This window comes from Rhizomicrobium electricum (assembly GCF_011762045.1).
Taxonomy (GTDB): Bacteria; Pseudomonadota; Alphaproteobacteria; order Micropepsales; family Micropepsaceae; genus Rhizomicrobium; species Rhizomicrobium electricum.
The window spans coordinates 391,249-417,066 of sequence record NZ_JAASQS010000001.1 but is presented as its reverse complement, the minus strand read 5'-3'; the positions used below and the strand labels follow the sequence as shown (position 1 = coordinate 417,066).

The following is a 25,818-nucleotide window of genomic DNA, read 5'->3' as shown; positions in this document are numbered from 1 at the left end:
AGGTCGCGGGCGATCAGCGCTTGGCGGCGTCGGCTTTATCCGTGACCATGCGTGCGAACAGCCAGATATAGGCGTAGCAAAGGATCGGAATGGCGAAGGAGACGGTCAGGGCGACCGAATCCGCGATCCGCGCCTGCAGCATCGGGATCACCGCGCCCCCGAAGATGGCGGCGACAAGAATGCCCGAGCCCCGTCCGGTCAGTGGTCCCAAGCCCTTGATGGCGAGCGTGAAGATGGTCGGGAACATGACCGAATTGCACAGACCGACGAGCAGAATCGACCACATCGCCAGCGGTCCGTGCGTCGTGATCGACACGATCACCAGGACGATCGCCGCGATGCAGTTGTCGGCGAGGATTTTCGGCGGTTGCACATATCGCATCAGCACCGCGCCGATAAAGAAGCGACCGACCATCGCGCCGCCCCAATAGAAACTGAGATAGCGCGAAGCCTCGGTCGACGTCATCGCGCTGACATGCGGCGAGGTGATGTAGTTGATGAGGAAGCTGCCGATCGAAACCTCGGCGCCGACGTAGACGAAGATGGCGATGGCCCCCATCACCAGCGGTTTGTGCCGCCAGATGCTGTCCTTGGCGGCGACGCTTTTGGTTTCGTGTGCCTGGACGTCCGGCAGTCGGGTCAGCCACATCAATGCCGACAGGGCGAGCAAGACGGCGGCGATTCCGAGATAAGGCAGTTGCACCGCGCGGGCGTCGGACATGCGGTCCGCCAACGAGGTGACCGTACCCGCCGCCATCGTTCCCGCCTTCGTCTGCGACAGGATCAGGATGCTGCCGAACAGCGGCGCCAGCAGTGTGCCGACCGAATTGAAGCCTTGCGCCATATTGAGCCGGGCCGAGGCGGTCCGTTCCGGTCCGAGCATCGCGATATAGGGATTGGCGGCCACCTGCAGAATGGTCATGCCGGCGGCAAGCACGAACAGCGCCACGAGGAACATCGCGTAGGAGGGCCCCTGCGCGGCGGGCAGGAAGATCAGGCAGCCGATGCCCATCACCGACAGACCGATCGCGATCGCGTGGCGATAGCCGACCTTCTGGACCAGCAAGGCGGACGGCCACGACCAGACCAGGTAGCTGCCGAAAAAGGTGAACTGGATCAGCATCGTCTGGACGTAGTTCATCTCGAACACGGCCTTCAGATGCGGCACCAGGATATCGTTGAGAACGGTGCAGAACCCCCACATGAAGAACAGCGTCGTCACCAGGCCGAGGGCCATGCGGCGACTGCCGCCATTCAATTCGGGCTGATTGGCGGGAGATTCCACGGCGCACCTCCAGGGATAAGCGACAAAGATCTTACTGGCGTCCTCGAGGGGGCGCCTATCCGGCAATAATCTTCTCACCTACCACCTGGGTTGTCAGATGACAAATTCACCCACGAGAGAGTGAATGTTGACAGTCCCGGTTTGGCGGGTCATTGTGAGCTTCAAAAAACACCAGGAAGATCAATTCAAAGGGAGGGGCATGTGGATACCGACACGCCCGAAGTCCTGTCAGATCCGTCGACCGGTCGCAGGAAATTGCGACTAATTCTCATTTCTCGTAGCCGCGGCCACTGATCATGTCGCAGTTGCCTCCGGCCCCGGCGAGGCAGACCGGGCAGATCGCACATCCACCGATGGCGCAGTCCGCTCGGATCGGATCGCGTGCCTGGATCGTCCTGAGCATGCTGTGTTTCGTGTACGTCCTGAACTTCCTCGACCGGCAGCTGCTGCCGATCCTCGCCAAGCCGATCCAGGACACGCTTCATTTCTCCGACGGCCAACTCGGACTGATCGGCGGCTTCTACTTCGCCGTCTTCTACACGTTCATCTCGATTCCCATCGGCTATCTCGCCGACCGGACGTCGCGGTCGAAGGTGCTGGCGCTGGCGTGTGCGCTCTGGAGCGCCGCCACCATGTCCTGCGGTTTGGCGATCAACTACGTGCAATTCGCCATCGCGCGGATGACGGTCGGGTTCGGCGAGGCGGGCGGCGTGCCCCCGTCCTATGCGATCATCTCGGACTATTTCCCGCCTCATCGTCGCGGCACGGCGCTTGGCATCTATAATACGGGTCCGGGAATTGGTGCGGCTTTGGGCGTGGCTTTCGGTGCTTCCATCGCGGCCGCCTTCAGCTGGCGCTACGCGTTCGTGGTTCTCGGCAGCGTCGGCATTCTGGCCGCTATCGCCGTGCTTTTCGTGGTGCGCGAGCCTCCGCGCGGCGGGCTCGATGCCGGCAGCGCAGATGAGCCGGAAAATGCGAGCTTCCTCGCAACATTCCGGATGTTCTTCTCGCGGCCGTCGCTGGCGCTGGCGGCATTCGGCGGCGGAATCACCCAGTTGGTGACCTACGGGCTGCAGAATTTCGCCGTTCTTTATCTCATGCGCGAAAAGGCCATGACGCTCGGCGAGGTCGCCGTCTATTATTCTCTGGTGGTGTTCGTCGGGATGACCGGAAGCATGGTCGCCAGTGGCCTGCTGATCGACCGTTTCACCAAGCGGTCGCGTTCGGCCTACGCCGTGATCCCCGCGACGTCGCTGATTTTCGCCGTTCCCGTCTTCATTGCCTTTCTTTCGGCACCGGGCTGGTCCGGAGCATGCTGGTTCCTCTGCCTGACGATGTTCTTCAACTATTTCTATCTGTCGTCCACCGTCACCCTGGTGCAGCAGGAAGTCCGGCCAAACCAACGGGTGATGTCGGGTGCTTTGCTCCTTCTTGTGATGAATTTCATCGGCCTCGGCCTTGGTCCGACCTATGTCGGTGCGGCCAGCGATTTCCTGCGTGCATATTCGCCGGATCACTCGCTTCACTGGGCGCTTTATACCTGCCTCTTTTTCTACGTCGTAGCGATAGCGGTCTTCCTGATGCTTGCGCGCGTGCTACGGCGCGAGAGCCGTGAAATTGGAGAAACAGCCGGATGTTGACCAGTGTTTCGTCGAATGTGCAGCCGCAAAGCCCTAGCCGGCGCGCCTGGGCGGTTCTTGCGATGCTGACCATCGTATACGTCCTCAACTTTCTTTGCCGCCAGTTGCCGGCCATTTTGGCAAAGCCGATCGAGGATTCGCTGCATCTGACCGACGGCCAGTTCGGCATGATCAGCGGCTTCTATTTCGCGATCTTCTACACGTTCATCTCGATTCCGGTCGGCTATATCGCCGACAAAAGCAGCCGCTCCAAGGTGCTCGCCTGTGCTTGTGCGATCTGGAGCGGGGCGACGATGGCCTGCGGTTTTGCCGTCAGCTATCTCCAGTTTGCGCTGTCCTATATGGCGGTGGGTTTTGGCGAGGCGGGCGGCGTGCCGCCGTCCTATGCGATCATCTCGGACTACTTCCCGCCGGGACGGCGCGGGACCGCACTCGGGCTGTACAATCTCGGTCTGCCGATCGGCGCGGCGCTCGCCATTGCTTTCGGCGCGTCGATCGCCTCGGCGTTCAGCTGGCAAATGGCGTTCCGCGGCCTTGGTGCCGTCGGCATTCTCGCCGTGATCGGCATCCTTCTTGTCGTCAAGGAGCCCAAACGCGGCGGGCTCGATCCGGCCTCGGCCCAGTCGGCCAAGAAATCCGGGTTCCTCGAAACGTTGAAGACGTTCTTCTCGCGGCGGGCGCTGGTGTTGGCCGCCCTCGGTGGCGGCGCTACCCAGATGATCACCTACGGTGTCGGCAATTTCACCGTCCTGTTCCTGATGCGCGAGAAGGGGATGACGCTCAACGAAGTGGCGCTCTGGTATGCGCTGGTGGTTGGGATCGTGATGAGCCTCGGACTGTTCGTCTCCGGCCGCTCGGTGGATCATTTCACCCGGCGCTCGAAGCGAGCCTACGGCTTGGTGGGCGCCATATCGCTGTCGATTTCGCTGCCGTTCTATATTGGCTTCTTGTGGTCCCCCGGCTGGCCCGTCGCACTCGGGTTCCTGTCCGCGTGCATGTTCCTCAATTTCTTTTATCTGCCTGCCGTGGTGACACTAGTGCAGCAGGAAGTGCGTCCCGATCAGCGGGTGATGTCGGGCGCATTGCTGCTCATGGTGATGAACTTCATCGGCCTCGGCCTTGGCCCGACTTTCGTCGGTGCGGTCAGCGATCATTTCCGCGCCGCGGCGTTCCACAATTCGCTGCAGATCGCCCTGTTCGCGCTGGTGCCGTGCTATGTTCTGGCCATCGTACTTTTCTTCTGGCTGTCGCGCGTACTGCGCCGAGAAAGCCGCACCGTCGGAGAAACCGTCGCATGATCTCGCTTCGCCGTCTTGCCATTGCCGCGGCCGCATGTCTTGCGTTCTCGGCTTCGTATTGCGTTGCTAATCCGGTCGTGGATACGCCGGCCGGAAAGCTTGAGGGGCGGAGCGATGGCGCAATCAGCGTCTTCAAGGGCATTCCTTATGCCTTGCCGCCGGTCGGGCAACTGCGCTGGAAGGCGCCGTCCCCGATGCCGCGCTGGCAAGGCGTCAAATCCGCCGCCGCCTACGGCAGCGCCTGCATGCAGCCGATCAGCAAGCTGCCCAACATCTACACCGACGATCCCGGCCCGCTTAGCGAAGACTGCCTGACCCTGAATATCTGGGCACCGGCCGATGCCAAGAACGCGCCTGTGTTCTTCTGGATTCATGGCGGCGCCTTGGTCGGAGGCTCAAGTTCGGAACGTATGTACGACGGCGCCAAACTGGCTGCCCATGGCGTGGTCGTGGTTTCGATCAACTATCGCGTCGGCGTGTTCGGCTTCCTTGCCCATCCCGAACTCAGTGCCGAATCCCCGCTGGGAATTTCCGGCAACTGGGGCATTCTGGACCAGATCGCGGCACTCAAATGGGTGAAGCAGAATATCGCGTCGTTCGGCGGCGATCCCGCGAACGTGACGATTGCCGGCCAATCCGCCGGTGGCCTATCGGTGATGTATCTGCTGGCCTCGCCCGAGGCGCGCGGCTTGTTCGCCAAGGCGATCGCGCAGAGCGCCTACATGATTACCACGCCCGAATTGAAAGAAGCGAAATACGGTCTGCCCTCGGCCGAGCAGTCGGGCGTCGCTTTGGCGGCCGCTTTGCACAAACCCGACATCAAGGCGCTTCGGGCCATGGACGCCGAAGAGTTGACCACTGCGGCCGCGATGGCGCGGTTTTCGCCGTTCGGGGCTGTCGATGGTCATGTGCTGAAGCGCCAACTCGTCGACACTCTCGATGCTGGCGAGCAGGCACCGGTGCCGCTGATGGCCGGGTTCAATAGCGGCGAAATCCGTTCGCTCCGGATTCTGGCGCCCGCAGTTCCGGCCTCCGCGTCCGACTATGAAGCCGTCATCCGCGACCGCTATCAGGATCTCGCTGACGACTTCCTGCGCCTCTATCCCGGCAGCAATATGCAGGAGAGCATCTTCGCCGCCTCGCGCGATGCGCTTTACGGCTGGACAGCCGAACGGCTGGTCAAAAAGCAAACGCGGCTTGGACAACCTGCTTATCTCTATATCTGGGACCACGCTTATCCCGCCGCGGACTCGGTCGGCCTGCACGGTTTCCACGCGGAAGAACTGCCGTATCTGTTCGGAACCTTCGATCGCGTCGGGCCGTATTGGCCGAAGGTGCCTGAAACGCCGGAAGAAAGGAGCACCTCCGAAGTGCTGATGAGCTACTGGGTCAGTTTCATGCGCACCGGCAAACCAGAGGCGGCCAACGCACCGGTATGGCCCGCGTACGATGCGACCTCGGCCTATCTTGCCTTTCAGCAGTCTCCGCAGACATCGACCCATCTGATGCCCGGCATGTACGATCTCGTCGAGAAGGTGGTCTGCCGGCGCCGTGCCAGCGGCGCTCAGCCGTGGAATTGGAATGCCGGACTGGCTGCGCCGAAGCTCCCGGCCAAGACGGCCGCGTGCAACTGAGGGGAGACGGGCTATGGCGCCCCACGGCCCGATCGTAGAAGCCTCTGATGGCGCCCTGGAAGGGCTGCAAGAGGCCGCGCTGCATGTCTTCCGGGGCATTCCGTATGCCGAGCCGCCGGAGCGCTGGAAACCGCCGCAGCCCGTCTCGCGCTGGTCCGGCGTTCGACGGGCGACGGCTTTCGGTCCTGCCGCCGTTCAGCCGCCATCCCCAGCCGGAAGCATTTACGAGATCTCGGCCGATCATCCGCAGCCGATGAGTGAGGATTGCCTGACGCTGAACATCTGGGCCCCTGCTGGTGTCAGTGCTGCGCCGGTACTGATCTGGATTCATGGCGGCTCGCTCGTCATCGGCTCCAGCCGCGAAGGTTTCTACGACGGCGCCAAACTGGCCTCGCGCGGGATTGTCGTGGTGACGATCAATTACCGGCTCGGCGTGTTCGGCTGGCTTGCCCATCCCGGCCTCAGTGCCGAATCCCCGCTAGGGATCAGCGGCAATTACGGTTTGCTCGATCAGATCGAAGCGCTGCGCTGGATCCGCCGCAACATCGCGGCTTTCGGCGGCGATCCCAACAATGTGACCATTACGGGGGAGTCCGCCGGTGCCCTCAGCGTCATGTATTTGATGGCGTCGCCGCTGGCGCGCGGATTGTTCGCCAAGGCGATCGCGCAAAGCGCCTACATGATCACCACGCCGATGCTGAAGGAGCGCCGCTACGGTCTTCCCTGCGCCGAGGAGGCGGGTGCCAAGCTGGCGCGCGCGCTGGGTACAAACGATATCGCCGTGCTGCGAGCAGTGCCGCCGGGCGATTTGGCCCTCCGCGCTTCCGCGGCCGGCTTTGCACCGTTCGGAGCGGTCGACGGGCATGTGCTACCTGATCAGCTGGTCGATGTGTTCGACCGCGGCGAGCAGGCGCCGGTGCCGCTTCTGGCCGGGTTCAACAGCGGTGAAATCCGCTCGCTGAGATTTTTGGTTCCGCCGCCACCCGACACGGCGACCGAGTATGAAGCCGTCATCCGCGACCGCTATGGCGATCTCGCCGGTGAGTATCTGCGGCTCTATCCCGCTACCGACGTGCGGGAGAGTCTTTACGCGGGAACCCGCGATGCGCTCTACGGCTGGACTGCCGAGCGCTTGGTCCGCAAGCAAGCATCATCAGGCCAACCGTCATATCTCTATTTCTGGGACCACGGCTATCCGGCCGCGGATTCGACCGGTCGGCGCGCTTTCCACGGCAGCGAAATCCCGTATGCGTTCGGTACAGCCGATCGCTCCACCTCGCGCTGGCCGAAGGTCCCCTCGACGCCGCAGGAACTGAAGCTGTCGGAAGTCATGGTAGGCTATTGGTCGAGTTTTGCGCGTAGCGGCCGGCCGCAAGCGGCCAATGCGCCGGAATGGCCCGCATTTGGGACATCGGGTCACGCCCTGGTGATCGACGAAGATCTGCACGCCACATGCGATCTCATGCCGGGCATGTTTGCGTTGCACGAAGAAGTGGTGCGCCGCCGCCGGGCGCACGACATCGCTTGGAACTGGAATGTCGGGCTGTGGTCGCCGAAGAACCCGGTTACGACTTAAGGGTCAAAAAGCCCGCCGCCATAAATTTGGCCATGCGCCGCTTGATCGCCTCGAAATCGTCGGAGCGGCACAGGCCTCCCGACAGATGATCGATGCGTCCGGTCCGTGCCAGCGTGTTCATCAGCGCGCCGGTGACGAAGTGGTAGCCCCAGAAAATATCTTCTTCGGTGTAGTCGGGCAGGGCCCGCTTCAACAGCTTGACCAGCTTGAGGACGACCGGATCGAACAGGATCTGCATCATCTCCGCGCCTTCGTGGGTATTCGAAACGCGGGCGACGAAGGCGGCGTAATTCATCCATTGCTCGCCGCCCTCGCGATAAAGATCGAGGTCGGTATCGAGGAACGCCCGCAGCGCGCCTTCGACGGTGGGATGGTCGCCGGCTTCGGCTTCGTATTTCTCAAGCGCTTCCATGCGGCGCTGGCGGGTCGTGCCGGCGCGGCGTTCGAACACGGCCTGGAACAGGTCGCGTTTGTCCTCGAAATAGTAGTGCAGCAGCGTCGTATGAATGCCGACCCGTTCGGCGACGTCGCGCAGGGTGACGCCATAGAACCCGTTCTTGGAGAACAGGTACTCGGCCGCATCGAGGATCTGCTCGAGGCTTTCGGCGCGCTGTTCGGCTTTGCTGCGACGTGGACGCTTGGCCGTCGCCTCTCCTGGTTTCATGCTCGCAGCTTCTGACATGACGGCACCACGCTGGAAGATAAGCCCGACCGTTCGGGACGCTCAATGATTCATTCGCGGAATAATGACTGTCTCTATGCGAATTAAGCGCGCAATCGACAGTTGTCAATCATCTGTACCCGGCATCCCTCAAGTGGAGGCGTCAATACATATTTCAGTTTCTTGCGCGGAACCGCGCAATCCCGAACGGATACCCCAGGTTGCGGTTTGGCGTCGCGGGGGAGACGCCCAAAAAAAGGGCGCCCCGGAGTTTCCGAGGCGCCCAGGCCTACAGCGAAGGGGAGGGATCAACCGATCTTGCGGCTGTCCGCATTGAATGCCGGATACACCGCGCGCGGGAGAAGCCGGTTTTCGTAGGCTTGGCGCTCGAGTTCCTCGCGATAATCGGGATGGGCGAGGCCGATCATGGCGTGGACACGCTCGGGGATCGATTTGCCTTTCAGATTGACCAAGCCGTATTCGGTCACGACGTACATGACGTCCGTCCGCGGCGTTGTGACGATGTTGCCGGGCGTCAGGTTGAGCACAATACGGCTCTTGCGCACGCCGTTCTTCTCGAACACCGACGGCATGCAGATGAACGACTTGCCGCCTTTGGAGGCATAGGCGCCGCGGGCGAACTGGGCCTGACCGCCGGTTCCTGAAATCTGGCGATGGCCGTCACTTTCGGACGCCGCTTGGCCTTGCAGGTCCATCTGAGTGGTGGAGTTGATCGAGAAGACTTTGTCGTTCTGCATCACGATATGCGGCGAGTTGGTGTAGTCGGTGGCGCAGCATAGCATGTCGGGATTGCGGTCGGTGGCGTCGTACATGCTCTGCGAGCCATGGGCGAAGGCGAAAACGCACTTGCCCGGATCGAGCTGCTTCTTCGCACCGTTGACGATGCCGGCCTTGTAAAGCTCGATCAGCCCGTCGGTGAGCATCTCGGTGTGGATGCCGAGATCCTTGGCGCCGGAATCGCGCAACAGCGAACAGACCGCATTGGGCATGCCGCCGATGCCGATTTGCAGGCAGGCGCCGTCTTCGAATTCGCCGGCGATGTGCTGGGCGATGGTGCGGTCGATGTCGGAGATCGGCGGCGCCTTCAATTCGGGCAGGGGCTGATTGTCGCCGTCGATGATGTAGTCGACTTCGCTGATATGGATGCCGTTGTCCTTGCCGAACACGTACGGCACCGCCGTCGAAACTTCGACGATCACCGTCTTGGCGCTTTCGATGATGGCGCGCGCCCACAAGGCGGTGGGACCGAAATTGAACCAGCCGTCCTTGTCGGCGGGATGCACTTTGATCGCGACGATATCGATCGGCGGCAGGAATCGGCGGTAATAGTCGGGAATCTCCCCCAGGTGCTCCGGAATGTGGGTCGCGATGCCGGCGTCGGATTTTCTGCGCTCGTAGGCGGACAGATGCCAGCTATGCCAATGGAAGTGTTTGCCTTCGGGATCGACTTCGAGCACCGCGCGCGGTTTGGCACAGAGGCTGCAACGAATGCCGACGTTGGAGAGTTCGCCGGCGCGGGCGGCGAGCGCTTCGTCGAACACGTCGGGCTGGCCGAGGCAAGCACTATAATCGAGCCAATAACCGGATTTCACCAGGGCGGCCGCTTCAGTGGCGGTGATTTTCTTCGCTGGTAAGGATGCAGTACGCATGTTGGGAACGAACCTTTCAGGAGACGTGCTGGAATTTTGCGTTACCTGACCTTTGTCCGGAGTGGCGCTGGTGCCGCCCGCATCCGATCGGTCCGTCGGATATGGAGAAGAAAGCCGGTCGCCGGCTGGCAACGAGAGCGCGGCGACCGGAAGGCATAGATCAGAACACTTTGGTGACGCGGATGCCGTACTCACGCGGCGGGCCAGGCATACGCAGCGGCCGCAGCACGGCTGCCGTGTAGTGCTGGTCGAGCAGGTTGGTGCCGTACAGCGCCATGATGTAGGTGTCGTGCTTCCACTCGAACTGTCCGCCGAGCAGGTTGCGCGCCTCGATGCGGTCGCCCAAGCCCTCGTTGGCAAACAGCGAAGCCCATTGCGGCGACTGGTGGCCGAAGTTGAGCCGCGGCGTCAGCGTGTCGCCGCTCTCGAGATGGAAGGTGTATTCCGCGCCGATATTGAACGTGAACAGCGGCGCGTAGGTCATCGAATGCCCGGAGAGATTGACGCACACGTTGGCCGCCGGCAGAAGCCCGTACTGGTCGGGTAGTGGGCCTTTGGTCGGATCGCATTTTCCAAACCCGAAGGCGGAAACGGCGCGTGCGTCGATGGCGTAGAACTTGCCGATCGACTGATGCATCAGGCCGACACCAGCGGTGCCGCGGAAGTCTCCGAACACCGCTTCCAATTCCGCTTCGAAGCCGTATGACACGGTGGTCGAAGGATTGTTCACTTCGGTGGCGTAGCCGGGATAGGTGAAGTCCGGATAGCCGATCGTGACGATGAAGCCCTTATAGGCGTTGTAATAGGCGTCGATCGAGCTGCGCAGATGGCCGTCGAGCATCGTCGATTTCCAGCCCGTTTCATACGAGGTGATGGTCTCCGGCCCGAACGGCTTCGGTTGAACGGCATTGTAGATCGGCGGATTGAGGCCGCCCGGCTTGTAGCCGGTTGCGATGAACGCATAGGCGAAGTTGTTGTCGTTGATCGTCCAGTTGAGAGAGGCCTTGTAGGAGAAGTTGTCGGACTTCTCGAAATTGCCGGCTTTGCCGCTCTGGCTTGCGACGAGGCCGTATTGGTTCCAGGTGACGTTGTTGGTGGTGCGGTTGATCGAGTAGCGCCCACCCAGTTGGACCTCGACTTTCGGCGTGATGTGATAGCCGATCTGGCCGAACACCGCGTACGAGGCCTGATAGTTTTGTCCCCACAAGGTCGCCTGGGTCGTGGTGTCGACGCCCGGCACGCTCACTTCGTTATTATGTGGTACGAGCGTGTAGAACTTGCCTTGCGGAAAGTCGTAAATGTCCGATTGCGCGGACAGACCCAGCACCCAGTTGACGCGCCAGGTATCGGGCGAGATCAGGTTGAATTCCTGCGACCAGATCGTTTCGTCGACGTGATCGAAGAATGACCAATTCTTGGGACGGTAATAGTTGACGACCCCGGTGGCGGGATTGGTGATGCTATAGTAGGACGTCTGTGCGCCGTAATCCGTCGCATCGAGATCGGTCGACCAGTTGGTGTTACCGTTCTGGAAGCCCGACACCGAACGCAGCGTGATCCCGTCCGGGAAGACGTAATCGACTTTCAGTACGGCGCGGGTGAAGCGGTCGAGCGCATATTGCGGCGCGTTGGCAGTGACGTGGAAAATGTCATTGCTGTAGTGCGGATTGATGCCGCCGTTGGCCGTCCATTCTGCCGGGGCCGGAATGCCGCCCTTGGTCGGCCAGGTCTTCCAGGTATCGGTGTAGTTGCCGGCCGGATAGGCGCCGTTGTCGAGATAGTCGGCATCGTACTTGAACGAAACCGTCAGCGCGTCGGTGGGCTTCCACAACAGACTGAGACGGCCTGCCGCCCACTGCGCATCGCCGGGATTATAGCCGGGCTTGCAGTCGGTATATTTGTGGCCGGGGCAGTTGTCCTTCGGATCGCTGTCGGTGATGGAGAAATAGCTTGAGCGGCGATAGGTGAAGAACGAGAACCGCGCCGCAAACGTGTCGCTGACCGGGATGTTGATCGCGCCCTGAACGTGCGCGTTGTAGTAGTTGCCGACCTGCCCGAGGATGTAGCCGTTATAGCCGCCGCCGATCTCCGGATCGTTGGTGCGGACGAAGACGGCGCCGCCGGTTGCGTTCTGACCCACGAAAGTGCCCTGCGGGCCGCGATATATTTCGACGCCGGCGATGTCGTAGTAGGGCTCTTCCGTGAAATAGCCGGGGAAGGTCGCCACGCCGTCGCGATAGGTGATGACGCCCGTCAGCGTTTGGGTGTTGGTTTCGCCTTTGCCGACGCCGCGAATGTTGAAGTTGATGCCCTGACCGAAGTTGTTGATGACAACGGCGGGGGCGGTGAACTGCAAGTCGTCGATCTTGACGACGTTCTTGTTCTCGATGTCGGTTGCGGTGAGTACCGTCGCGGCAACGCCGGTGGTCTGCAGGTTTTCGGTGCGGCGCTGTCCGGTGACGACCACCGTTTCGAGTTCCGCGGTCTCTTTCTTGGATGCCGGCGGATCCGCTGCAAACGCTGTCGCGCAGCAAGATATTGCCAGCACCGAAGCGCCCAGCATGAGTGCGTAGGTCTTCATAATCCCCTCTCTGTGATCGTGATCTTTGCGTTTCCCGCGCGCTCTTTGGCGCATTGCTGCGTTCTTTCGCGCATTCTGTCACACTGGCATAAATTCACTAGACAATCAATACTCATTCATCCGATAGTGAATGAAAGAGAAAGGCCTTATGGCGAAGCTGCGGCTCGGCTCGAACCCACCCGACGTCTGGCTGGATTTTCCGCACCACGGCCGCGAACAGGACAGGAGACGCATGTGATTGATCTGAATGGACGTGTTGCGATCGTGACCGGAGCCGGTGGTGGCTTGGGCCGGAGCTATGCCTTGCTGCTGGCGCAGCGTGGCGCACGGGTCGTGGTGAACGATCTCGGCGACGGGGCTGACAAAGTGGCGCAGGAAATCGTCGCGGCCGGCGGCGAAGCGCGTGCGGCCAAGTGTTCGGTGACCGATGCCGCTGCCGTTCAGGCGATGGTCGATGAGACCGTCAAGGACTGGAAGCGCGTCGACATTCTCGTCAACAACGCCGGCATCCTGCGCGACAAGTCGTTCGCCAAGATCACGCTCGACGACTTCCGCCTGATTCTCGAAATCCACCTGATGGGGTCGGTGACCTGCACCAAGGCGGTGTGGGAAACGATGCGCGAGCAGAAGTACGGGCGCATCGTGATGACGACCTCGTCGTCGGGCCTGTACGGCAATTTCGGGCAATCGAATTACAGTGCCGCCAAGATGGGCCTCGTCGGCCTGATGCAGACCCTGGCGATCGAAGGCGCCAAGTACGGCATCCACGTCAACGCGATCGCGCCGACGGCGGCGACCGGCATGACCTCCGGCATCCTGCCCGACGAGCAGCTCAAGCTGTTGCAGCCCGATTTCGTGGCGCCCGCGATCCTGGCGCTGGTCGACGAAAGTGCTCCGACCCGCGCAATCCTCTGTGCCGGTGCCGGCAGTTTCGAAATCGCCAACATCACGCTCACCAACGGCATCCATGTCGCGGGCAATCCGCCGTCGGCCGACGAGTTGGTGGCGCGCTGGGCGGAAGTCGTGGACCGCACGGACGAGATCGTGCCTCCCTATGGCTTCATGCAGAGCGAGGTCGAGTTGAAGAAGGCCGGCTACGTCGCCCCCGACAAGAAGGGAGCCTGACATGAGCCGTGAAGCCGTTATCGTAGCCGCGGCACGCACGCCGATCGGCAAAGCCTACAAGGGTGCCTTCAACGCCACGCCGGCGCCGTCATTGGCAGCGCACGCCGTTCGCGCCGCGGTCGCCAGGGCCGGCGTCGATCCGGCCGAGATCGAGGATTGCCTGTTCGGCTGTTCGCTGACTCAGGGCGAGCAGGACGTCATCGGTCGCCAGTGCGCCTTGGCCGCGGGTTTGCCCGTCACCGTCCCCGGCATGACCGTTGAGCGCCAATGTTCTTCGGGTCTGATGACCATTGCGACGGCCGCCAAGGAAATCATCGTCGACCGCATGGACGTCATCGTTGCGGGCGGCGTCGAGTCCATTTCGCGGGTTCAGACCAAGGAACTCCGCATCACCTACGACCCGGCGATCCTTAAGCTGCGTCCGACCTTCAACACGCCGATGATCGACACGGCCGAGATCGTGGCTAAGCGCTACGGCGTCAGCCGCGATGTGCAGGACGAATACGCCTTCCAGTCGCAGCAGCGCGTCGCTGCCGCCCAGACCGCGGGCCGTTTCGATGCCGAGATCGTTCCGGTCACGGCGACCAAAATCGTGGTCGATAAGGCGACCGGCACCACGTCGATGCAGGAGGTCACTCTCAAGAAGGACGAGGGCAATCGTCCCGAAACCACGCTGGAAGGCCTCAAGAGCCTCAAGCCGGTGCGCGAGAACGGCTGTGTCACGGCAGGCAACGCCAGCCAACTGTCGGACGGCGCTGCGGCTTGCGTGCTGATGGAGGCGAACCTTGCCGCCAAGCGCGGGCTCAAGCCGCTCGGCCGCTATTGCGGTATGGCCGTTGCCGGTACCGACCCCGATGAGATGGGCATTGGACCGGTCTTTGCGATTCCGAAGTTGTTGAAGCGCTTCGGCCTCAAGATCGAAGATATCGGTTTGTGGGAATTGAACGAGGCCTTTGCCGTGCAGGCGCTTTACTGCCGCGACCGGCTCGGCATTTCAAATGACCTGTACAACGTCGATGGCGGGGCCATTGCCGTCGGCCATCCCTACGGCATGTCGGGCAACCGTTGCACCATGCATGCGTTGATCGAGGGCAAGCGCCGCGGCGCCAAATACGTCGTCGTGACCATGTGCATCGGCGGCGGCATGGGTGCGGCGGGATTGTTCGAAGTCCTGTAATCCCTTCGAGGTGAGCGCGCCGGGTGTGTCCCGCAATCATGCCGCCCTTGCTGCACTCTGCCGCTCACCTCGATCCCTTTTCGTCGTGAAACTCGCTGTTCGCCTCTCCAAGGAGACCATTCATGACCGAGATCGTCATCGCCTCCGCCGCCCGCACGCCGATCGGTTCGTTCAACGGCGCCTTCGCGACCGTCTCCGCGGTCAAACTCGGCGAAACCGCGATTCGCGCTGCGCTGGAGCGGGCCGGTGTGGCGCCAAGCGAGGTCGATGAAGTCATCCTTGGTCAGGTATTGGGTGCGGGGCAGGGGCAGAATCCTGCGCGACAGTCTGCGTTGGCGGCCGGCTTGCCGATCAGCTCGACGGCCATCGGCATCAACCAGGTCTGCGGCTCGGGACTTCGCGCCGTGGCGCTGGCGGCCCAAGCGGTTGCAGCGGGCGATGCCTCTGTCGTGGTGGCGGGCGGCCAGGAATCGATGAGCTTGGCGGTCCACGCCGTGCATCTGCGCGCTGGCGTCAAAATGGGCGCCGGCGAACTCACCGATACGATGATCAAGGACGGTCTGTGGGATGCCTTCAACGATTATCATATGGGCATCACCGCCGAGAACGTCGCCAAGCAATACGGCATCAGCCGCGCCGATCAGGACGCATTTGCGCTGGCCTCACAGCAGAAAGCCGCCGCCGCTCAAGCTGCCGGGCGCTTCGCTGCGGAGATCGTCCCGGTCACCGTCAAGGGCCGCAAAGTCGACGTTGTGATCGACAAAGACGAATACATCAAATCCGACACCACGCTCGAAATCCTCGCCAAACTGCGTCCGGCGTTTGCTAAAGACGGCACCGTGACGGCCGGCAATGCCTCCGGCATCAACGATGGGGCTGCGGCACTGGTAGTAATGTCGGCGGCGGAAGCCAAGAAACGCGGCATCGCGCCATTGGCCCGCATCGCCTCATGGGCGACGGCTGGCGTCGATCCGGCGGTGATGGGGACCGGCCCTATTCCGGCGACCCGCAAGGCGCTTGCCAAGGCCGGTTGGAGTGTCGCCGATCTCGATGTGATCGAGGCCAACGAGGCCTTCGCCGCTCAGGCGCTGGCCGTCTCGCGTGAACTCGGTTTCGATCCGGTGAAGGTCAATCGCAACGGCGGCGCCATTGCCCTCGGTCATCCGATCGGCGCTTCGGGCGCACGCATCCTGGTGACGCTGTTGCACGAGTTGAAGCGTTCGGGCGCGCAAAAAGGTCTCGCCACGCTCTGCATCGGCGGCGGCATGGGCATCGCACTTTGCGTCGAGGCGGTGTGACCTACACCTTGTAGAAGTCGCGGTACCAGCCGACGAATTTGGGCACGCCGACCGCAATGGGTGTGGTCGGGGCGAAGCCGAGTTCGCGCTTGGTGTCCTCGATATCGGCGTAGGTCGACACCACGTCGCCCGGCTGCATCGGTTCGAAACGCATTTTCGCCTTGATGCCGAGAGCGCTTTCCAGCGCAGCGATGAAGTCGGTCAGCTTTTCCGAATTGTTGTTGCCGATATTGTAGACCTTGTGCGGCGGCTTGAGCGCAGGCGGGGTGTCCATCGCCGCGACCACACCGGCAACGATGTCGTCGATGTAGGTGAAGTCGCGCCACATTTCGCCGTTGTTGAAGACGCGGATTTCTTCGCCCGCCAGCATGGCGCGGGTGAAGAGGAAGGGCGCCATGTCGGGGCGGCCCCATGGCCCGTATACGGTGAAGAACCTGAGCCCGATTTGCGGAATGCCGTACAGGTGCGCGTAAGTGTGGGAGATCAGCTCGTCGCTGCGCTTGGTGGCGGCATAGAGCGAGACCGGGGTTTCGACCGGATCGCCCACCGTGAACGGCAGTTTGGTATTGCCGCCATAGACGGACGACGACGAAGCGTAGACGACGTTCTTCAGCATCCTGAGGCGCCGCGCCAGCTCCAGAACGACCACGTGTCCCATCACATTGGCGGTGATGTAGGCATAAGGGTTGGTGAGCGAATAGCGCACGCCCGGCTGTGCGCCGAGATGGACGATGTGCGAGATATCCTCGTCCGCCAGCGTCATCATCGCATCGCGATCGGAGAAATCGAGCTTCAGGAAGCGGAAGCCCTTGCGCTCGGTAAGGCGCGCGAGCCGTGCTTCCTTCAGCTTCACATCATAATAATCGTTGATGCAGTCGACGCCTGTGACGGTTTCGCCGCGCGCCAGAAGCGCATGGCAAACGTGAGAGCCGATAAAGCCGGCAGCGCCGGTCACGAGCACGCTCATGGCTGCTCCGATCAAAATGCGGGGTGTTCTTAGCCCAACTTGCCCCCGCTGCCTATGGGGCTGTCGGCTGGTGCGATAGAACCGGGGCGTCAGGCCAAACGGCGTTCCCATTCAAAGGCGGATTTGACGATTTCGTCGATATCGCCGTGTTGCGGGGTCCAGCCGAGAGTCCGTTTGAGCTTGCCTGAATCGGCCACCAGCATGGCCGGATCGCCGGGACGGCGCGGCCCTTCGCGCGTGGGGACCTTGATGCCGGCGACGCGCTCCACCGCCTGGACGATTTCGCGCACGCTGAGGCCGCGGCCGTAGCCGCAATTATACACGTCGGACTCCGCGCCGTTCGCGAGAGCGTCGAGCGCCTTCAGGTGGGCGGCGATCAGATCGCTGATGTGAATGTAGTCACGCACACCGGTACCGTCCGGCGTGGAGAAATCGGTCCCGAAAATATCGAGCGCCGGAGCCCGGCCGAGCGCAGCCTGGCAGGCGCGTTTGATGAGATGGGTGGCGCGCGGCGTCGACTGTCCGGTACGCCCTGCCGGGTCGGCCCCGGCAACGTTGAAGTAGCGCAGCGCCACGAAGCGGAACGGATGCGCCTTGGCGATGTCGCGCAGCATCCATTCCGTCATCAGTTTGGAGCGGCCGTAAGGATTGATCGGTGCCGTTGGCGTTTCTTCGGTCACGATGGTCTCGTCCGGCATGCCGTAGACTGCTGCGGTCGAAGAGAAGACGAAGCGGCCAATACGCTCGGCGATGCAGGCTTCGAGAAGATCGCGGGTCGCGGCTGTGTTGTTGCCGTAATACTTGAGCGGATCAGCCACCGACTCCGGCACCACGACGGATCCGGCGAAATGGATGACGGCGTCGATCTTGCGGCCGCGGAGAATGTCGCGCACCAGTCCGGCGTCGGCCACATCGCCTTCGATGAAATCCGCTTGCTGTGCAACCAGGGACCGCACGCCGGTGGCAAGATTGTCGAGCACGGTGACTTCGTCGCCGCGATCGAGAAGAGCATAGGTCATGTGACTGCCGATGAAGCCGGCTCCGCCCGTAACCAGTACGTTTGACATCCAATCCGCTTTCCCTGTGATGCGCGCCGACCATACATGGAAGTGCACCGCCTTGGCACTCCTCTCGCGCTATTTGTTTGGCAAGTTCCACTTCCGGAAAGTTGTTGTGTTCGATTGCGGCGGGGCGAAACGTAGATGACGTCGCGGCCGTGGTTCTGCGACTCGTCCGTGATGCGTTTTCAAGGTTTCGGATGCTCGTCTTGTGATCTGAGCGAAATCGGGAATGCACGTGGTGCTCAACGTGACTGGTCCGCGCGGACGCCGGATGCCGTCGGCGCTCGGATGATATGTACTCAATGTCGCACCTGTCGGCTGAGCTTTTGGTGCGTTGAATGTCGCGACGGTTTCGGCCGCGAGCACTATCGCTATGCGCTTGATGAGCGCCTGGATTTGAGCCATCCGCTGCGCTATGGAGAACAAATCCGAACTAAAAGCACGGGGCCGCGTCCGGGGCCGGTGAGCGCAATGGGCAGCTTTGCGGATTGAGTGAGGAAAACGCTAGGGCATTCCTCTGGATTAAGTACAACAGGTGCTATAAAATCTCGTGCGATTCAATTTCTCGTAGAAACGTCCCTCTGCTGCGGCCGCAAGCGTTCGTAGGGCCGGGGAAATCGGCGTGCTAGATCGGCTGCCCCCGTATCGTTTGTCTGCATAGGTGTCACATGGAAAATCCTGACGACGACAGAGTGGCACTTGATGAAATTGTCGGCGCGATCGCGAGGTATGCCCGGAAGTTACGCCAGCATCTCCTGCTTTTCCCGGTCGTGCTGTTCGTTTTCGTTGTCCTGTTTTTTCTCTTCTATGCGGTGAGCAAGCCGACGTACGTGGCCACCGCAGTGATCGGCCCGCCCAATCCGTCGCCAATCAATTCGATGTTGAATTCGATGACTGGGCTGCCGAAGGCCACCACCGGGCTGACGTCGCGGTTGCTGGGAGGCGGCGGTAACGGCGGCAACGATCCGTTCCAGGAATACCAGCAACTGCTGCAGACCCCGCGGCTCGTCAATGAGCTCGCAGAGCACGATGGCGTGCTGCAAGTGGTGTTTGGCGGCCTATGGGACACGGAAAAGAAGGTCTGGATGGAGCCCGGCGGTTTGTCGCGCTTCACGGCGCCGATCAAGCGGCTGATGCACCGGCCGGTCGCCACCCATCCCAATTCGATTATGCTCGCTCAATATCTCAAATCGCATTTGTCGATCGATCAGGCCGGCAGCGTGGGCCAATCGGCGACCGCGAGCTTTGCCGGCTTGGGCAGCAGCAACTATCTGGTTCTCTCACTGAGGTCCGATCGCCCCGAAAAGGCGGAACTGCTGCTGTCGAAAATCTTGTTTCGCGCCGACAATATTATTCGCCAGGAGCAGATGCGCGATGTCGACGCGCGAATTAAGTACATCGAAAGTGAGTTGCTGCGGGTTACCCAGTCGGAGCAGCGCTCGGCACTGATTCAGACGATGGCGAACCAAGAAGACATCAAGGTCATGATGGTCGCCGACAAGCGCTTTGCCTACGTTCTTGTCAGTCCGCCGTATGCGTCGCCCATACCCGTTTCTCCGGGTTCTCCGGGCAAGGCGCTCATGATCACTGCGGCGGTCTCGGTAATTGTCTGGGCCGGTTTGGTGCTTCTTGGGGCGTGGTGGCCGTGGTGCGGCCGTCTCATCGCTCCGTTCGGCCGCGGTTGAGCGGCAGGGGAAACTTGAGGCGCCGTTTGAAGGCTGTGTTTGCATCGAGCTGATTGTTTTGATGGGGGATGACATGGGCAAGGTTGCATTGATTACCGGCGTGACGGGGCAGGATGGCGCCTATCTCGCGGCGTTGCTGCTGCAGAAGGGCTATACGGTCCACGGGATCAAGCGGCGGTCGTCGTCGTTCAACACCGGACGCGTCGACGCTCTGTACGAAGACCCTCAGGTTTCGAGCGCCAAGTTCAGGCTGCACTACGGCGATATGATCGATTCCACCAATCTCATTCGCTTGGTCCAGGAGACCCAGCCGGATGAAATCTACAATCTCGCAGCCCAGAGCCATGTGCAGGTCAGCTTCGAGACGGCGGAATATACCGGCAATGCCGACGGACTGGGTGTGCTGCGGCTGCTGGAGGCGATCCGCCTCCTCGGTCTGAAGGACAAGACCCGCTTCTACCAGGCATCGACGTCGGAACTGTTCGGCAAGGTACAGGAAACGCCGCAGCGCGAAACCACACCGTTCTATCCGCGCAGCCCCTACGGCGCCGCCAAGCTTTACGGCTATTGGATCACCGTCAACTACCGCGAGGCTTACGGCATCCATGCCTCGAACGGCATCCTTTTCAATCACGAAAGCCCGATGCGCGGCGAGACCTTCGTCACCCGCAAGATTACGCGGGCGGTGGCGGCGATCCACCACGGCACGCAGGAAAAGCTCTTCATCGGCAATCTCGACGCCAAACGCGATTGGGGCCACGCCCGCGATTATGTCGAAGGCATGTGGCGCATCCTGCAGCAGGAAAAGCCCGACGACTATGTGCTTGCCACCGGCGAAACCCATTCCGTCCGCGAGTTCATCGAACTGGCCTTTGCCGAAGTGGGCGTGTCGATCGCTTGGGATGGGGCGGGGGTGGGTGAACGTGGGATCGACGCCAACACCGGGCGGGAGTTGGTGCGCGTAGATCCGCGCTATTTCCGCCCCACGGAAGTCGATCTTCTGCTCGGCGATCCGGCCAAGGCACACAAGGTTTTGGGCTGGCATCATCGGATCGGCTTCAAGGATCTGGTCAAGGAGATGGTCCAGGCCGACCTCAGTCATGTGTTGAAAGAGGAACACCGCTCCAATGGGTGAGATTTATTCGCTGAAGGGCAAGCGTGTGCTGGTCGCCGGCCATACCGGTATGGCGGGATCGTCGATCGTACGCAGGCTTGCGCGCGAGGACTGCGAAGTCCTGACCATCAGCTATCCCGATCTCGATATGACCCGCCAGAAGGAAACCGAGGACTATCTTGCGGCTGCAAGACCCGATGCCATGTTCGTGGCGGCTGCGAAGGTCGGCGGGATCTACGCGAACTCGACTTATCCAGCGGATTTTCTCTATCAGAACCTGGCGATCGAAACGAACCTCATTCATGCCGCCAAATCGGTGGGCGTGGGTAAGTTGCTGTTCCTTGGGTCGTCCTGCATCTACCCGCGTGAGGCGCCGCAGCCGATGAAGGAGGAGGCGCTGCTCACCGGTCCGTTGGAGCCGACCAACGAGGGCTACGCCATCGCTAAGATCGCCGGCATCAAGATGTGCGATTACTACCGCCGGCAATACGGCTGCGACTTCATTTCGGCGATGCCGACGAATCTCTATGGCCCTGGCGATCGCTACGATCTGCAGAACGGACACGTCGTGGCCGCGATGATCATGAAGGTGCATGCCGCCAAGACCAACGGCGATGCGACCATGACAATCTGGGGTTCGGGCACGCCCAAACGCGAGTTTTTGTTCACCGAGGATCTGGCGGACGGTCTGGTGTTCCTGATGAAGAACTATTCCGGTATCGGGCACGTCAATCTCGGCACCGGCCGCGAAACCACGATCCGGGAGTTGGCCGAAGCTGTCGCCAAGGTGGCCGGATGGTCGGGTTCATTCACCTATGATCGCAGCAAACCGGACGGAATGATGCGGAAGGTGATGGACGTATCGCGCATGACGCAACTGGGTTGGGCGGCTGGGACCGGTCTCGAAGCCGGTCTGAAGGTGGCGTACGACTGGTACGTCTCAAACCGGGATAAGCCTCTGGCTGCTGCGAAGTAGAGCGGCAGTTCGGGATACTCGAGGGGCGCGCTCGCATAATCTTTCGCGCCGAGTATGCGTACCGGAGCACTGGGTTGTTCCGGAGGATAGAAACGGGCAATGAATAATCCGGAAAAGGAATTAGGTGCGGGAGAGCCAGCGCCAGGGCGCCGCCCGGCGACGGCCAACATTGGCGGATTGACCATTTCGCTGTCTCCCGCAGACGTGGTGCTCGCGGAAGTGGGGCGCGCCATTGCGGCCAAAGAGTGCGGGCACTATGTCTCGATCACCAATTCGGAAGCTCTGTACCATGGGTTACGGCGGCCGGGGCACGGCGACTTCATCCGGGGTTCCGACTTTTCGCTGTGCGATGGCGTTGGGGTGATCGTCGCCGGCTGGACCTGGGGCTACCGCATCCGGCGTTTCAACGGACCTCTCTTCCAGCTCGAGTGTTCGCGTTACGGCCAGAGCCGGGGGTGGCGGCATTTTTATTACGGCGGCAAGGAAGGCGTTGCCGAGGAAATGGCGCGGCGGCTCAGAGAGAAATACCCGGATCTGAACGTTTGCGGGATATATACGCCGCCGTTTCGCGAACTCACGAAAGAGGAAGACGATCAGATCGTCGCGATGATCAATCAGGCCAAGCCCGACATCGTTTGGGTTGGCTTGGGATTGCCCAAGCAAGAAGCCTGGATTGCCAGCCATCTCGGGCGCATCAACGCACCCTGGATGGTCGGCGTCGGAGGGGCGTTCGATTTCCATTCAGGCGTGGTGCCCTGGGCCCCCTATATCATCCGAAAGCTTGGGCTGGAGTGGCTGTTCCGTCTGATTATGCAGCCAAAGGTGCGCGCCAAGCGGCTATGGTGGTCCGCTGTCGGCACGGCGGAGATCTTCTTCAAAGGGCTGTTTACCGCACGGTTCCTGAGGAGATAGCCCGATGTGCCCGCACCTTCCGCCGACATCTCAAGAGACCCTTGACCTACAAACGCGATCCTCGGAAACGAGCCGATTGCTGCTGATCGGGCTGCGCTATCACGCCTATACGGACGGAATTGCCGCCGAATTCGAGCGGATGGGATTTGCGGTCACGTATCACGAGGTGCAACCCCGGTCTTTGCAGTTCCAGCTGGTCCGCCGGCTGTGGCCGTCGCGCTATCGCCGGATGCTCGATCGCCACCATCGCGCGATCATCGCGGCCGAGCAGAACCGGCATTACGACTTCGTGGTCTTCATCCAGGCGCATCAAGTCTCAGTCGAAAACCTCCAGACCCTGCGTCACCAGCACGCCGGGGCGCGCTTCGTGCTTTACAACTGGGATTCGATATACACGCACGACTACCGGCCCGTGATGCACGTCTTCGATCGCGTATTCACCTTCGACAAAGCCGATGCGTCGGCGCTCGGGATCGGCTATCTGCCGTTGTTCTGCCTCCGATCGCTTCAGGCGATGCGGACGGTTCCGCCATCGGAAGGGGCCGTCTATTGCATCGGCAATGTTGCGACCGCTCCGCGCTATCTCGCTGTCCGGGCGTTCGCGGCATACTGCCGGGCAAACGGCATCGCCTTCTACACGCATATGACGTGCAGCGTTTACGCCTTCTACCTTCTTCTGCGTCAGGGAATTTTTCCGCGTGGAGTTACCTTCTTCCCGATATCCGGGAAACGGGCACACGACATGATCGCGCGTTCGGTGGCGGTCTTCGATTTCGCCAATCACCGCCAATCGGGCTACACCATGCGGCTGATCGAAAATCTCTGCATGGACAGGAAAATCATCACCAATAACGAAAACGTCCTGCAGGAAGCGTTCTATTCTCCCGATCGAATTCACACGTATCGAGACCTGGATTTTTCGGGCGTGAAGACGTTTCTGGCGCGAGGGCTGGAAGGCGGCGTCGATGCAATTGAGGCCTATCACATTCAGAATTTCGTACGGCGCCTGATCGACTAACGTTCCGCCGCCGCGGATGCGGAAAAGCTTTAGGCGCCCGATGGTTTTGGGGCGATCGAGGAGTAGAAATGAAAAATATTCTGGTCACCGGAGGGGCGGGGTTCATCGGCACGAACCTCGTGACCAAGCTGCTTGCCGAGGGATGCAAGGTTACCGTTCTCGATAATCTGTCGCCCCAGATCCATGGCGAGGAGCCGGAGAAGTCCGTGCTCTACCGGTCCATCGCCGGCAAGGTCGCGTTTATCCGTGGTGATGTGACGGACAGGGCCGATCTGCGTCGCGCGCTGGCGGGCCAGGATGCGGTCGTCCATCTCGCCGCCGAAACCGGTACGGGACAGTCCATGTACCGCATCGACCATTATATGAAGGTCAATGTGGGCGGGACATCGCTGCTGCTCGACATTCTCGCCAATGAACCGCACAGCGTGAAGCGTCTCGTGGTCGCTTCTTCGCGCTCGATCTACGGCGAAGGCAAATACGTTTCGAAGGAACTTGGCGCGGTCTACCCCGAACACCGTTCCGCCGAGGACATGAGCAAGGGCGACTTCGAGGTGAAATACCCCGGCAGTTCGCGGTTGGCGCTCACGGCAACCGACGAAGAGTCGAAACTCCATCCGTCCTCGGTATACGGCATTACCAAGCAGGTTCAAGAACAGCTTGTCATGACGGTCTGCCCGGCTATCAAGGTTGCTCCCGTCGCGCTCAGATACCAGAATGTCTATGGGCCGGGGCAGTCGCTCTCCAACCCTTATACCGGCATCCTTTCAATCTTTTCCAACCTGATCATGAGCGGCAAGCCCATCAACGTCTTCGAGGATGGCACCGAAAGCCGCGATTTCGTGTTCATCGACGACGTCGCGCGGATCACGGCGGCTGCGATCATGGACGATCGGGCAAGCGGCTATGTGTTCAACGTCGGAACCGGCGTTCCCACGGATGTGATGACCGTTGCCAATGCCTTGAACCGCAAGCTGAACGGCAATTCTCCGATTACGGTCACCGGCAACTTCCGGATCGGTGATATCCGCCACAATTTTGCTTCTCTGGAGCGCATCGAAAGGATCTTGGGCTTCAAGCCGCGGGTCAGCTTCGATGAAGGCCTTGACCGTTTCTGCGCCTGGGTCCGGACCATCGGCGCAGTGACGAGCGATTACGAAGGCTCGCTCGCGGAGATGAAATCCAAGGGTTTGATGAAGTAAAATCCGCTTCGGTGATCGGATGTCTGCCGGACCAGGGCGCGACTTTGTTTGCGTTGTGGCCTAAATCGTAAACGTGTACTACGGGACCAACTCGTCACTATGTCTGCACAGGAACCGGCGCGTTGGTCGGGTCCTTCGTCTCTGAACTTCCTTCGAATGGGACCGGACATCATACGAAATTGCGGATCGAGCGGAGGGTGGGATGCTCAAAAGGACGCTGTTGAATTTCGCCAATGGGATCATCAGCCCGTTCGGCGTTCAACTCTACAAGAGCGGCATCGATATGGAATCCGTCATCAAGGTGATGGCGAGAGGGGCCCAAGATGTCCGCTCCGTCATCGATATCGGTGCCTCCAACGGCCGCTGGAGCAAAACGGCGATGAAGTATTTTCCGGAAGCGGACTTTGTCGCCATTGATCCGCTCGCGGAAAGAGAGCCCGCGCTGAAGCAGTTGAAGGCGAGCCACCCGAAGTTCGACTACGTTTTGTGTGTGGCAGGCGAGAAGGCAAACGAGACCATCGAGCTCAGTGTCAGCGACGATCTGGACGGAAGCACCGTCGGCGGTCGCGAGGGGCGGGTCAGAAGCGTTCCATCCCATTCGATCGATGCTATCGCGCAGATGAAAAACTGCCGCGGCCCGTTCGTCCTGAAGTTCGACACGCATGGCGTCGAAGTCCCTATTCTCAACGGTGCGGCGGAGACTTTGAAGCAGACCAGCTTCATCGTGATGGAAGTTTATAATTTCCGTCACACCGAAACGACGCGGCTGTTTCCCGAGATGTGTATGCTGCTCGATACGCTGGGTTTTCGCTGCTTCAACTTAGCCGACCCCATGCAGCGTCCGTCGGACCATTCGTTGTGGCAGATGGATCTGTTCTTCGCCCGCAAAGAAAATCCTCTGTTTCAGGATAACTCCTACCAGAAGGTTTGAAATCGACATT

At 61.0% G+C, this 25,818-nt stretch carries 20 protein-coding genes; 14 read left to right on the top strand and 6 right to left on the bottom strand.

The features are described from left to right. Window positions 1-13: 13 nt before the first annotated feature. Window positions 14-1,285, bottom strand: a complete 1,272-nt coding sequence (locus FHS84_RS01735; RefSeq protein ID WP_208393637.1) for a glucose/galactose MFS transporter — start codon at window positions 1,283-1,285, stop codon at window positions 14-16. 353 nt (window positions 1,286-1,638) lie between these two features. Between FHS84_RS01735 and FHS84_RS01730 the strand changes: the two genes are divergently transcribed. The 4 genes from FHS84_RS01730 to FHS84_RS01715 are packed head-to-tail and all read left to right on the top strand — an operon-like array spanning window position 1,639 to window position 7,433. Then, on the top strand, window positions 1,639-2,925 hold the full coding sequence (locus tag FHS84_RS01730) for a spinster family MFS transporter (RefSeq protein WP_208393636.1): 1,287 nt from the start codon (window positions 1,639-1,641) through the stop codon (window positions 2,923-2,925). Next, entirely contained in the window at window positions 2,919-4,223 is a 1,305-nt protein-coding gene (locus FHS84_RS01725; RefSeq protein ID WP_166929659.1) for a spinster family MFS transporter, read from the top strand. The genes FHS84_RS01730 and FHS84_RS01725 overlap by 7 nt, the downstream gene beginning before the upstream one ends. Continuing rightward, window positions 4,220-5,857, top strand: coding sequence for a carboxylesterase/lipase family protein (locus FHS84_RS01720; protein ID WP_166929657.1), 1,638 nt, complete (start codon window positions 4,220-4,222; stop codon window positions 5,855-5,857). The genes FHS84_RS01725 and FHS84_RS01720 overlap by 4 nt, the downstream gene beginning before the upstream one ends. A gap of 13 nt (window positions 5,858-5,870) precedes the next feature. Next, on the top strand, window positions 5,871-7,433 hold the full coding sequence (locus tag FHS84_RS01715; RefSeq protein ID WP_208393635.1) for a carboxylesterase/lipase family protein: 1,563 nt from the start codon (window positions 5,871-5,873) through the stop codon (window positions 7,431-7,433). On the opposite strand, the gene FHS84_RS01710 is transcribed toward FHS84_RS01715, so the two are convergent. The 3 genes from FHS84_RS01710 to FHS84_RS01700 form a co-directional block, all read right to left on the bottom strand. Further along, entirely contained in the window at window positions 7,423-8,097 is a 675-nt protein-coding gene (locus tag FHS84_RS01710; RefSeq protein WP_166929653.1) for a TetR/AcrR family transcriptional regulator, read from the bottom strand. The two genes, FHS84_RS01715 and FHS84_RS01710, sit on opposite strands and share 11 nt — an antisense overlap. Before the next feature lie 305 nt (window positions 8,098-8,402). Then, window positions 8,403-9,764, bottom strand: a complete 1,362-nt coding sequence (locus FHS84_RS01705) for an acetyl-CoA hydrolase/transferase family protein (protein ID WP_166929651.1) — start codon at window positions 9,762-9,764, stop codon at window positions 8,403-8,405. 160 nt (window positions 9,765-9,924) lie between these two features. Next, window positions 9,925-12,345 carry a TonB-dependent receptor gene (locus FHS84_RS01700; RefSeq protein ID WP_166929649.1) on the bottom strand — a complete coding sequence of 807 codons (2,421 nt, stop codon included), beginning with the start codon at window positions 12,343-12,345 and terminating at the stop codon, window positions 9,925-9,927. Window positions 12,346-12,582: 237 nt separating this feature from the next. Here FHS84_RS01700 and FHS84_RS01695 point away from each other — a divergent pair, with 237 nt between their 5' ends. The 3 genes from FHS84_RS01695 (at window position 12,583) to FHS84_RS01685 (ending at window position 15,945) form a co-directional block, all read left to right on the top strand. Beyond that, window positions 12,583-13,470: an SDR family NAD(P)-dependent oxidoreductase gene (locus tag FHS84_RS01695; protein WP_166930143.1), complete on the top strand. Its 888-nt coding sequence runs from the start codon at window positions 12,583-12,585 to the stop codon at window positions 13,468-13,470. A gap of 1 nt (window position 13,471) precedes the next feature. Continuing rightward, window positions 13,472-14,647 carry an acetyl-CoA C-acyltransferase gene (locus tag FHS84_RS01690; protein ID WP_166929647.1) on the top strand — a complete coding sequence of 392 codons (1,176 nt, stop codon included), beginning with the start codon at window positions 13,472-13,474 and terminating at the stop codon, window positions 14,645-14,647. Between the two features lie 122 nt (window positions 14,648-14,769). Beyond that, on the top strand, window positions 14,770-15,945 hold the full coding sequence (locus tag FHS84_RS01685) for an acetyl-CoA C-acetyltransferase (RefSeq protein WP_166929645.1): 1,176 nt from the start codon (window positions 14,770-14,772) through the stop codon (window positions 15,943-15,945). Between the two features lies 1 nt (window position 15,946). On the opposite strand, the gene FHS84_RS01680 is transcribed toward FHS84_RS01685, so the two are convergent. After that, on the bottom strand, window positions 15,947-16,912 hold the full coding sequence (locus FHS84_RS01680) for an NAD-dependent epimerase/dehydratase family protein (RefSeq protein WP_166929643.1): 966 nt from the start codon (window positions 16,910-16,912) through the stop codon (window positions 15,947-15,949). Between the two features lie 89 nt (window positions 16,913-17,001). Continuing rightward, a complete protein-coding gene (gene galE / locus FHS84_RS01675) occupies window positions 17,002-17,979 on the bottom strand; it encodes a UDP-glucose 4-epimerase GalE (RefSeq protein ID WP_166929641.1) in 978 nt (325 codons plus the stop codon). Between the two features lie 662 nt (window positions 17,980-18,641). Between galE and FHS84_RS01670 the strand changes: the two genes are divergently transcribed. The 7 genes from FHS84_RS01670 (at window position 18,642) to FHS84_RS01640 (ending at window position 25,808) form a co-directional block, all read left to right on the top strand. Continuing rightward, window positions 18,642-19,658, top strand: coding sequence for a hypothetical protein (locus FHS84_RS01670; RefSeq protein WP_166929638.1), 1,017 nt, complete (start codon window positions 18,642-18,644; stop codon window positions 19,656-19,658). Between the two features lie 73 nt (window positions 19,659-19,731). After that, window positions 19,732-20,793 (top strand): GDP-mannose 4,6-dehydratase, encoded by a 1,062-nt coding sequence (gene gmd / locus FHS84_RS01665; RefSeq protein ID WP_166929636.1) that lies wholly within the window; start codon window positions 19,732-19,734, stop codon window positions 20,791-20,793. After that, complete coding sequence (locus tag FHS84_RS01660; RefSeq protein ID WP_166929634.1) at window positions 20,786-21,748, top strand: GDP-L-fucose synthase family protein; 963 nt, start codon at window positions 20,786-20,788, stop codon at window positions 21,746-21,748. The genes gmd and FHS84_RS01660 overlap by 8 nt, the downstream gene beginning before the upstream one ends. 99 nt (window positions 21,749-21,847) lie before the next feature. Further along, complete coding sequence (locus FHS84_RS01655; protein ID WP_166929632.1) at window positions 21,848-22,660, top strand: WecB/TagA/CpsF family glycosyltransferase; 813 nt, start codon at window positions 21,848-21,850, stop codon at window positions 22,658-22,660. A 76-nt stretch (window positions 22,661-22,736) separates the two neighbouring features. Continuing rightward, complete coding sequence (locus tag FHS84_RS01650) at window positions 22,737-23,678, top strand: WaaS/CpsH family glycosyltransferase (RefSeq protein WP_166929630.1); 942 nt, start codon at window positions 22,737-22,739, stop codon at window positions 23,676-23,678. Window positions 23,679-23,746: 68 nt separating this feature from the next. After that, complete coding sequence (locus tag FHS84_RS01645) at window positions 23,747-24,877, top strand: NAD-dependent epimerase/dehydratase family protein (RefSeq protein ID WP_166929628.1); 1,131 nt, start codon at window positions 23,747-23,749, stop codon at window positions 24,875-24,877. A 220-nt stretch (window positions 24,878-25,097) separates the two neighbouring features. Continuing rightward, a complete protein-coding gene (locus FHS84_RS01640) occupies window positions 25,098-25,808 on the top strand; it encodes an FkbM family methyltransferase (protein ID WP_166929626.1) in 711 nt (236 codons plus the stop codon). Window positions 25,809-25,818: the final 10 nt, after the last annotated feature.